The following is a 7871-nucleotide window of genomic DNA, read 5'->3' as shown; positions in this document are numbered from 1 at the left end:
GGCCGTGTCCCTGGGCTGTTGGCTCCCCCCCCGGGCCGCCGCCGCGCCGGGCGGCCCCCCCGGGGGGGCCCCCCCCCGTCGCCGTTCGCCGGCGCGGGCGCCCGCGCCGTGTCAGACGAGCCTGCGGGCCGTGGCCCACCTGCTGAGTTCGTGGCGGTTGGACAGCTGGAGCTTGCGGAGCACCGAGGACACGTGGGTCTCCACCGTCTTGACGGAGATGAACAGTTCCTTGGCGACTTCCTTGTACGCGTAGCCGCGGGCGATGTGCCGCAGGACCTCGCGCTCGCGCTGGGTGAGGCGGTCCAGCTCGGGGTCCACCGGCGGGGCGTCGGTCGCGGAGAACGCGTCCAGCACGAACCCGGCCAGGCGCGGGGAGAAGACCGCGTCGCCGTCGGCCACACGGACGATCGCGTTGGCCAGCTCCCTGCCGGAGATGGTCTTGGTGACGTAGCCGCGGGCTCCACCGCGCACCACGCCGATGACGTCCTCCGCCGCGTCGGAGACCGACAGCGCGAGGAAGCGGATCTGCGGGTGCTGGGGCAGGGTCCTGCGCAGGACCTCCACACCGCCGCCGCCTGGCAGGTGGACGTCCAGGAGCACGAGGTCGGGCTGTTGTTCCCCGATGACGTGTACGGCGCTGTCGACGTCCCCGGCCTCCCCGACGACGTTGACCGCGTCGCCCAGCTCACCACGGACACCGCTGCGGAACAGCCGGTGGTCGTCCACGATCACGACGCGGGGCACCGCGTCACCGTCACTGAAGGTCGTGCTCTCGTCTCCCACACCCTGGACTCTACCCACGCCGGGGGCGGCGGGGACAGCCGTGGAGGCGGTCGCGGGGCCAGTTGTCCGCATCCGGTCGGCGGCGGGTGCCCCGGAGCGCCCGCCCTCGGCCTCCCCGGTGCTACGCATCCGGAACGCGGGCCATACGCAGCTGCACCTCGGTGCCCTCACCCGGTTCGGTGCGGATACGGGCGGAACCGCCGTGGCGCTCCATCCGGCCGAGGATGGACCCGCGCACTCCCATGCGGTCCTCGGGGATGTCGTCCATGTCGAACCCGGCGCCCCGGTCGCGGACGAATACGAGCACCTCCTCCTGGTCGACCTCGCCGAACACGGAGATGCTGTCGGTCCCGGCGTACTTGGACGCGTTGACCATGGCCTCGCGGGCGGCGCGGAGCATCGCGGACAGCGCGTCGTCCATGGGGCAGTCGCCCACGCACACCACCTCGATGGGCACGCCGTGCTCCTCCTCGACCTCGGCGGCGACCCGTTCGAGCGCGGGCGACACAGTGGTGTCGGCGTCGGCGGGCCGCTGGTAGAGCCAGCTGCGCAGGGCGCGCTCCTGGACGCGGGCGAGGCGCTGGACCTCCCGGGGGTCCTCGGCGCGGCGCTGGATGAGGGTGAGGGTGTGCAGGACGGAGTCGTGGATGTGCGCGGCGAGTTCGGCGCGCTCGGCGTTGCGGATGCGCTCGCGACGCTCCTGGTCGCGTTCGCGCACCAGTCCGATGATCCACGGGGCGGCGATCAGGGAGACCCCCGCCAGGAGGGTGAAGGCGAAGGTCAGACCGGCGCGGGCGTTCTGGAGCTGTTCCTGGAAGACGAGGAAGCCGATGACGCCGACCACGACGAGGAGGACTCCCGTGCCGGCGCGCATGATCCCCTTGCCGCCCCTGCCTCCCCGGCCGACGGCGCTGGTCACCCATTCGTCGCGCTGGGTCGGATTGGCCTGCTGCCAGAGGATGACGCCTCCGAGCGTTCCGAACACCACGAACCACAGCAGGGGGTCGAACACGCCGCCGAAGAGCAGGAACAGGAAGCCGAGTGCGGCGGCGAGACCGACGTAGGCGACGACCTGGGAGATGTCGCGCCCCTTGCGTCGGCTGTCCGCCTCCCCCGAGCCGCGCTGCTCCGCCTCCTCCGGGTCGGTGGGCACGAAGAAGTACAGGGCGACGTACACGGCGATGCCCATGCCGCCGACGGACAGTGCCATGAAGGCGAGGCGGACGACCACCGGGTCGAGTCCGAGGTGCCGGGCCAGCCCGGCGGCGACTCCCCCGAGGAGTCTGCCGTCCACCGCGCGGGTGAGCCTCGGGGTGTCCGTGGCCGTTGCTGCCACCGCCCGATCACCGCTTTCTGTCGTGCGGCTCGGGTTCACGCGCCGCGCTCGTAGGTCCTGTTGGTCCAGGATGCCTCCCAGGCCCCCTGTTCGGCATCCGGGGCGCGTCCCTGGTCCGGCCCTGGTTTCGGTCAGGGTGTCTTCAGGGTCGTCCCGGATTCCTTGACCGGCGGTTCCGGGTGACCATGAGTGGGTGAGGAAAGTGCGGTGAGTGACCATGGCTGACGATCCGACGACCGAGGGCTCCGGGGGCGGCGCCTTCGCCGCGTCCGGCTCGCCGGGGGCTCCGGGGGGCGGTCCGGCGACCGCCGGGACGCGTTCGGAGGCGCTCGGGCGCGAGCTCCGCAAGGAGGACGAGGACCGGGTCCTGGGAGGAGTGTGCGCGGGACTGGCCCGGTACACCCAGGTCGACCCGGTGGTGTGGCGGACGGCGTTCGTGCTCACCGCGTTCGCCAGTGGTACGGGCCTGCTGCTCTACATCGCCGCGTGGATGCTGATGCGCGGCCCGGAGGGCGGTCCGGCGACGTTCGAGCAGATGCTGAACCGGAGTTTCCCGTCGCGCGCGGTGCCGAAGCTCCTCGCGGTCGGGTTGGCGGTCGCGACGGCGTTCAGCGTGGTCGGCGGTCTGGGGTGGTCGACTCTGGTGCTGGCGATACCGCTGGTGCTGGGGTTGCTGACGGCGCGGAACCGCGGGGTGGACCTGCGGGCGGCGTTCGCGGAACTGCGGCAGGACCTGAGATCGAAGGAGCCGCCGCCCGCGGCCCCGGTTCCAGGACCGACCCCGACCTACTACAACCCGGCGCAGCCGTGGGCCTCCGCTCCACAGGGTCCGGTGGACCTGGCGGTGGTGGCGGAGCGGTCCGCGCACGCCGATGGGGCCGACGGGGTCCAGGAGGACGACGAGCCGGACGACGGGGCCGACGGATGGCGCGGAGGCGGGCGGGACCTGGGATCGGACGGGACGTGCCGTACGGGGGCTCCGCTGGCGTCGTTCGCGCTGTGGACCGTCGTCACCGCGGCGGTCCTTGTCCCCGTGACCGTGTTCGGGTGGTCGCCCTCGTTGTGGAGCGCGCAGTCGGCGACCCTGTTGTTCGGTCCGGAGACGGGTGTGTTCTTCCTGTCCGGTGTGCTGGCCGTGGTCGGCCTCTACGCACTGGTCGGCACCTGGGCGGGTGATCCCCGGGGGCTGATGTCCATGGGACTGGTCGCGGCACTGGCACTGGCACTGGCGTCGGTGACCGACCTCACCCGGGTACGGGTAGGCGGCGAGACGTGGCGGCCCGCGACGGTCGCCGAGGCGGAGTCGGGCGACCACCGGCTCACCGTCGGTTCGGGGACCTTGGACCTGTCCGGTCTTGGGGACCTGGAGCCCGGCGAGACCGCTGACGTGTCGGTGAGTATGGGCGCGGGCCACCTGGAGGTCGTCCTCCCGGACGACGCGCGCGTCGCGTTGACCACGGATGTCGGCTTCGGGGTGGTGGACCTCGGGGGGACGGAGGACGGTGGCGAGCTGGTCGGACGCTCCCTCGTGCACGAGGAGGTGTACGAACCCGCCGGGGATTCCGGAGGCGGGGCGGGAGAGGCGTCGGCGGAAGACGGCGCGGCCGACCCCCCGTTGATCAATGTGCGCACCGACTCACTGGTCGGGGTAGTGGAGGTACGACATGGCGAAGCGTAGGACCGACTGGGGTTCGCTGGTGGCGGGTCTGTTGTTCCTCGCCCTGGCGGTCGCGTTCGTCGTGCGCGGCACAGGCGACTGGGAGTTCAACGTCGTCTGGGTGCTGCCGGTCCTGGTCGCCGGGCTGGGTGCGGCCGGGGTGGCCCGTGCGCTCACACGCCGGTCCCGGAAGGAGCCTGCCCCGGCGGACGGCCGAAGCGAGACGAGGGACTGACGCCGACGGCCGCCCGGACCCGTGGGGGCAGGGCGACGGGACACGCGGAAGGGCGCCGGCCGACGGGGGCGGCGCCCTTCCGCGTGCGCGCGGCGGAGACGTCGCCGGGGTTGCCGAAGGTTGCGACGCGGGCGTTGCGAAGCCGGGGGCTATCCGGTGGTGGGGCGCTGCTCGGCGATGGCCGCGAACTCGGCCACCCCGAGGGACTCACCGCGAGCGCCCGGGTCGACGCCCGCGGCGCGCAGCGCGGTCTCGGCGGCGGGAGGGGACCCGGCCCAACCCGCGAGGGCCGCTCTCAGCGTCTTGCGGCGCTGGGCGAAGGCGGCGTCGATCACCGCGAAGACCTCCCTGCGGGTGGCCTTCGTGTCGGGCTGGGGGCGTCGGACGAGTTCGACCAGCCCGGAGTCGACGTTGGGGGCTGGCCAGAACACGTTGCGTCCGACCGACCCCGCGCGACGTGCCTGGGCGTACCAGGCGACCTTGGCGGAGGGGACGCCGTAGATGCGCCCGCCGGGGGTGGCGGTGATCCTGTCGGCGACCTCGGCCTGCACCATGACCAGGACCCGCCGGAGGCTGGGCAGGAGTTCGAGCAGGTGCAGAAGAACGGGCACGGACACGTTGTAGGGCAGGTTGGCCACCAGCGCCGTGGGGGCGGGGCCGGGGATCTCGCCGATGCGCATGGCGTCGCCGGGGACGACGGTGAGCCGGTCGGCGAGTTCGGGTGCGTGGTCGGCGACGGTTCCGGGGAGGGCTGCGGCCAGTGCCGGATCGATCTCGATGGCGGTCACGTGGCGGACGTGCGGGAGCAGCGCCAGGGTGAGCGAGCCCAGGCCCGGTCCGACCTCGGCCACGACGTCCTCGTCGGTGACGCCCGCGACCCGGACGATGCGGCGGACGGTGCCGTGGTCGATGACGAAGTTCTGGCCCAGGGTCTTGGTGGGCCGGATGCCGAACCGCTCGGCGAGTGCTCGCACGTCGGCGGGCGTCAGCAGGCGGGAGCGGTCGTCGGGTACGGGTGTCTGAGTCACTCCCATATCTTGCCAGCTCCCACCCGCTGCCCTGGTGCCTGTCGGCGGGGTGCGCTTCTCGGGCATCCGTCCGCCCCGGTCACACGTGGACTCCCGGAGGCTCTGGAGGCCACGCAGTGCGCTTCCGAGGAACGAGGACGCGCGCGAAGAGGCCGAAGGTTCCCGCGCTAAAGGGCACCCCGGGCCGAAGGTTCCCGCGTTGAGGGGCACCCGGGCCGGAGGCCTATTCGAAGAGGTGGGCTCCGCAGTGGGGCCACTGGCTCTGCCAGTTGCCGTCGACGGTGGTGTAGAGCTGCTGGGCGCGCTGGGTCTGTTCGGACGTGCTGGCGTCGGAGGGCAGCCCGGTTCCGCCCACGGACTGCCAGGTGGTGGTGCTGAACTGGTAGAGGCCGTAGTAGCCGCCAGAGGGGTTGACGGCGGTCGGGTCGCCGCCCGACTCGCACTGGGCGAGGGCGGACCAGTTGAGGCCTGCGGCCGCTCCCCCGGATGGTGTGGGCTGCTTGGTGCCGATCTCGACGAGGCCGTCCAGGGGTTCGGTGACGACCTCGTTCTCGATCTCGTGTTCGACTTCCTCCCCGTCGCGCAGGATGGTGACGGTGGTGATCTTCCGGAGGCCGTCCACGGGTTCGGTGACGACCTTGCGCTCTCCCTCGGGCAGGTCGGGGTTGTCGCGTTCGACGGTCTCTGCCTCGATCACCCTGTCCTCGGTGACGGGTTCGCCGAGGACGGGAGTGACCTCGATGACCATGTCTGGCTCGGCCTGTGCGGTCGGTTCGGGCGAGATGATGTCGTGCTCGCCCGTGTCCACCCCGGCGGCCAGGAGGACGTCGGCGACGGTCGCTCCGGTGGAGCGGGTCTCGGTGCGCACGGTGTCGTACATGACGACCATGCGCGGTGCCCGTTCGGCGGTGACGGTCAGGCCGCCGTCGGGGATGCGGGTGTCGTGGTCCTTGGAGAGTTCGATCCCCTCGGGGTCCAGCCCGATCTGGCGGAACGCCTCGTCGAGGGTGAGGGCGTTGACGCTGTGGGAGACCCGGTGTCCGTCGAGTTCGACGGTCACGTCACGCGAGGAGCGCAGGAGCACGTGGTCGCCGGAGGCGATCCGGGTGTCGGGGGGTGGGGCGACCACGTCGCCCTTCTCCAGGGTGATCCCCGCGGAGTCGAGGACGTCCTGGACGGTACCGCCGAAGGTGTGCACGGTCTGTTCGCGGCCGTTGGCGTCGAGGACGACGCTGCGGTCCATCGCGAAGGCGGTCCCCACGGCGGCGACCGCGAGGACCCCGGCGACCGAGGCGGCGGCGAGCGGCAGCGGGAGCCTGCCCCGTGCTCGCCGTCGGCCTTTGGCGCGGTGTGTGCGCTTCTTCGGGGTACCGGGCATGGCGGCTGCGTCCTTTTCGGAAAAGGGGTGGATCGGGTTTCTCCGGATTCGCCCGAACCGGGCGCGCCCTGGAGCCGTCGCCGTTGACGGCGCCGGTGGCCCGCAGGGTCTCCACGCGGCTTCGCGGTTCTCTCCCCACGAGCACGGACACATTAACACCAGCGGCGGACCACGTTTTTTACTTGACCAAAAGGGCGGCCCTTCTGTCAGCTTTAGTCATCCCTTTTCCTTTTCTTCTTCGGTAGCCTTCTCCGGACACCGCCGTGGCGCCCCCGGCCCGGAACCTGCACAATGACCCGAACGACGTTCTAGTCAGCTCGCTCGCTTGGAGGCCTGCACCCATGGGACCCCTCACCGGAATCCGTGTCGTCGAGTTCACCGGGATCGGCCCGGCACCGATGGCCGGGATGCTCCTCGCCGACCTGGGCGCCAGCATCATCCGACTGGACCGCCCTCCGGCCGCCGACGCGATGAACGCCGGATCCCGCGGCCCCCACATGAGCGAGGGGCGCACCGTCCTGGCAGCCGACCTCAAGTCCGACGAGGGGCGCGCTCTCGCCCTCGACCTCGTCTCCCGCGCCGATGTCCTCCTGGAGGGGTTCCGCCCCGGCGTCATGGAACGCCTCGGGCTCGGCCCGGAGGCGTGCCGCGCACTCAACCCCCGCCTGGTGTTCGCCCGGGTCACCGGATGGGGCCAGGACGGTCCGCTCGCCCACACCGCCGGACACGACATGAACTACGTCTCCGTCAACGGCGCCCTGCACGCCATCGGTCGCGCCGGCGGACCGCCGGTGCCGCCGATCAACCTCCTCGGCGACTTCGCCGGGGGCACCATGTTCGCGGTCACCGGGATCCTGGCCGCCCTGGTCGAGCGGCAGACCTCCGGGCTCGGCCAGGTCGTGGACGCCGCCATGGTGGACGGCAGTTCCCTGCTCATGTCGATGGTGCACGAGGACCGCGCGCGCGGCTCCTGGAGCGACGAGCGCGGGACGAACTACCTGGACACCGGTGCCCCCTGGTACGACGTGTACGAGTGCTCGGACGGCGGCCATGTCTCGGTGGGCTGCATCGAGCCCCAGTTCTACGCCGCGTTCCTGGCAGGCCTGGGGCTGACCGGTGAGGACCTCCCCGACCAGTGGGACCGGTCGGGCTGGCCCCGGTTGCGCGCACGATTCGCGGAGGTCCTGCGCACCCGCGGCCGCGACGAGTGGGCCGCGGTGTTCGACGGTGTCGACGCGTGCGTGATGCCGGTCCTGTCCCTGGAGGAGGCCCCCGACCATCCCCACGTGCGCGCCCGCGGGTCCCTGGTCCGCGACGGCGAACGGCTGGTCTCCGGCCCGGCGCCGCGCTTCGACCGCACCCCGGGCGGCGTCACCCGGGGACGCGAGCAGCCCGACACCGACACGACGCTCCGGGAGTGGGGCATCACCACCTGACCGGTTCCGCGGTCACGG

Annotated in this window: 7 protein-coding genes; 3 read left to right on the top strand and 4 right to left on the bottom strand. The window is 72.2% G+C overall.

The features are described from left to right. Positions 1-111: 111 nt before the first annotated feature. Entirely contained in the window at positions 112-783 is a 672-nt protein-coding gene (locus ACFWTE_RS18730) for a response regulator (RefSeq protein ID WP_378780798.1), read from the bottom strand. A gap of 121 nt (positions 784-904) precedes the next feature. Continuing rightward, positions 905-2119 carry a PspC domain-containing protein gene (locus tag ACFWTE_RS18725; protein ID WP_378780797.1) on the bottom strand — a complete coding sequence of 405 codons (1215 nt, stop codon included), beginning with the start codon at positions 2117-2119 and terminating at the stop codon, positions 905-907. A gap of 211 nt (positions 2120-2330) precedes the next feature. On the opposite strand from ACFWTE_RS18725, the gene ACFWTE_RS18720 reads away from it, so the two are divergent. Together ACFWTE_RS18720 and ACFWTE_RS18715 are read left to right on the top strand one after the other, a co-directional pair. Continuing rightward, positions 2331-3797 carry a PspC domain-containing protein gene (locus ACFWTE_RS18720; RefSeq protein ID WP_378780796.1) on the top strand — a complete coding sequence of 489 codons (1467 nt, stop codon included), beginning with the start codon at positions 2331-2333 and terminating at the stop codon, positions 3795-3797. Beyond that, positions 3784-4011 (top strand): hypothetical protein, encoded by a 228-nt coding sequence (locus tag ACFWTE_RS18715; protein WP_378780795.1) that lies wholly within the window; start codon positions 3784-3786, stop codon positions 4009-4011. The genes ACFWTE_RS18720 and ACFWTE_RS18715 overlap by 14 nt, the downstream gene beginning before the upstream one ends. A 149-nt stretch (positions 4012-4160) precedes the next feature. Here the strand turns inward: ACFWTE_RS18715 and rsmA are convergent, their stop codons facing one another. Together rsmA and ACFWTE_RS18705 are read right to left on the bottom strand one after the other, a co-directional pair. After that, positions 4161-5045, bottom strand: a complete 885-nt coding sequence (gene rsmA, locus ACFWTE_RS18710; RefSeq protein ID WP_378780794.1) for a 16S rRNA (adenine(1518)-N(6)/adenine(1519)-N(6))-dimethyltransferase RsmA — start codon at positions 5043-5045, stop codon at positions 4161-4163. 217 nt (positions 5046-5262) lie between these two features. Further along, positions 5263-6417 (bottom strand): ubiquitin-like domain-containing protein, encoded by a 1155-nt coding sequence (locus tag ACFWTE_RS18705; protein ID WP_378780793.1) that lies wholly within the window; start codon positions 6415-6417, stop codon positions 5263-5265. Between the two features lie 341 nt (positions 6418-6758). Here ACFWTE_RS18705 and ACFWTE_RS18700 point away from each other — a divergent pair, with 341 nt between their 5' ends. Further along, positions 6759-7853: a CaiB/BaiF CoA transferase family protein gene (locus tag ACFWTE_RS18700; protein WP_378780792.1), complete on the top strand. Its 1095-nt coding sequence runs from the start codon at positions 6759-6761 to the stop codon at positions 7851-7853. The last annotated feature ends 18 nt before the right edge of the window (positions 7854-7871 follow it).

This window comes from Nocardiopsis sp. NPDC058631, from assembly GCF_042716955.1.
Classification (GTDB): domain Bacteria; phylum Actinomycetota; class Actinomycetes; order Streptosporangiales; family Streptosporangiaceae; genus Nocardiopsis.
This window is presented reverse-complemented; position numbering and strand designations above follow the sequence as displayed.

Bases quoted from the DNA above. Each gene is read 5' to 3' on its own strand.
- ACFWTE_RS18715 (WP_378780795.1), top strand. From the start codon at position 3,784: ATGGCGAAGCGTAGGACCGACTGGGGTTCGCTGGTGGCGGGTCTGTTG.
- rsmA (WP_378780794.1), bottom strand. From the start codon at position 5,045: ATGGGAGTGACTCAGACACCCGTACCCGACGACCGCTCCCGCCTGCTG.
- ACFWTE_RS18705 (WP_378780793.1), bottom strand. From the start codon at position 6,417: ATGCCCGGTACCCCGAAGAAGCGCACACACCGCGCCAAAGGCCGACGG.
- ACFWTE_RS18700 (WP_378780792.1), top strand. From the start codon at position 6,759: ATGGGACCCCTCACCGGAATCCGTGTCGTCGAGTTCACCGGGATCGGC.